Source organism: Mesorhizobium sp. M7D.F.Ca.US.004.03.1.1, from assembly GCF_003998635.1.
GTDB lineage: Bacteria > Pseudomonadota > Alphaproteobacteria > Rhizobiales > Rhizobiaceae > Mesorhizobium > Mesorhizobium loti.
Window position 1 is genome coordinate 1 of sequence record NZ_RZQG01001200.1, and the last position, 1,509, is coordinate 1,509.

Annotated in this window: 2 protein-coding genes; both read left to right on the forward strand. The window is 63.9% G+C overall.

Features of this window, described 5'->3' with window-relative positions; translation table 11 throughout:
* Positions 1 to 253 precede the first annotated feature (253 nt).
* Complete coding sequence (locus EN935_RS35540) at positions 254 to 823, forward strand: NADPH-dependent FMN reductase (RefSeq protein ID WP_127265456.1); 570 nt, start codon at positions 254 to 256, stop codon at positions 821 to 823.
* A gap of 91 nt (positions 824 to 914) precedes the next feature.
* On the forward strand, positions 915 to 1,509 hold a 595-nt coding region (locus EN935_RS35545; protein WP_164771662.1), incomplete at its 3' end, for a caspase family protein.

Sequence of the window (1,509 nt, forward strand, 5' to 3'; positions counted from 1 at the left end):
CATCTCCAGCGTCGAGGGCGGCGTCGTGCGCGGCTTCGGCGCCGGGGGGACGAAGGGGGCGGGCTGGATGTCCATGCTGTGCTCCGCTGATGACCCAATGTAGTGGGCCGCAAAGCAGGCGTCCATGTGACCGAACGGCAAGGCTCCTGCTCTCCGGAATGTGACCGGTTACCGCGAAGTGCCTTCTTGTTGCCCCGAGCGGCATGCCTTAGGTGGCAGTCACCAATAGATACCGCCACCGCAGGAGCCCGCCTTGAAGCACCAGTTGAACATCATCATCGGCAGCACGCGGCCGGGCCGCGCCGGACCGGTTTTTGCCGAGTGGCTGGAGAGCTTCGCGCGCGAGCATGGAAAGTTCGAGCCGGTGCTGACCGACATCGATACGTTCAAGCTTCCGGTGCTGGACGAACCGCACCATCCAAGGCTTGGCAATTACCAGAACGACCATACCAAGGCTTGGTCCAAGTCGATCGACGCCGCCGATGCCTTCGTCTTCGTGGCGCCGGAATACAATTATTTCGTGGCGCCGGCGATCGTCAACGCGATCGACTATCTCTCGCGCGAATGGAAGTACAAAGCTGCCGCCATTTTCAGCTATGGCGGCGTCTCCGGCGGCCTGCGCGCGGCGCAAGCGCTGAAGCCGCTGCTGACCTCGGTGGGTGTCATGCCAATCTCGGAAGGCGTCGCGCTGCCGATGTATCAGAAACTGCTCGACGAGAACGGCGCCTTCAACGCCAGCGAACAGGTGCAGGGCGGAGCCAAAACCATGCTCGACGAGCTGTTGCGCTGGAGCGAGGCTCTGAAGCCGATGCGGGCTGCCTGAAAGCGCTGGTTTTCCGGCAAAAGCCCGGCTTGCTCATGCCATAAAGAGGTGGAATGTTCGCGCAAATGGACAAGCCGGGGGGCGGTTCGACTTGCGTTTGCTTTTTGCCTTGCTGCTGATGCTCATGACCACCGCCACCGCGGTGGCTGAGCGGCGCGTGGCCCTGGTCATAGCCGACGACGACTACCGCCTGATCCGGCCGCTTGCCAATCCGGTCCATGACGGCGAGGCGATGGGAGCGGTGCTGAAGAAGCTCGGCTTCGAGGTCGTTCTCGAAACCAACCGCGACCTGCGGCGCATGCGCCGCGCGCTCGACGATTTTCGAGACGATGCCAAAGGCGCCGACGTGGCGCTGGTCTATTTCTCCGGCCACGGCGTCGAAATCTCTGGCGACAACCGGCTGCTCCCGGTCGACGCCGACGCCTCCTCGCTCGATGCGCTGGAGAAAACCAGCCTGCCGCTGGAGGAGGTGCGCGACACCGTGGCCGCCACGGCCAAGGTCGGCCTGATCATGCTCGACGCCTGCCGCAGCGATCCGTTTTCGGGCACGGTGGGCGAAGGTCGAGGTGCGACATCGCTGGCAAAGGATGTCGCGGAAAAAGTTCGGCCGGGTCTCGGCCGGACTGGCCGCGCCGAAAACATCCTGTTTGCCTTTTCCGCCGCACCGGGTGAGACGGCCGCCGACG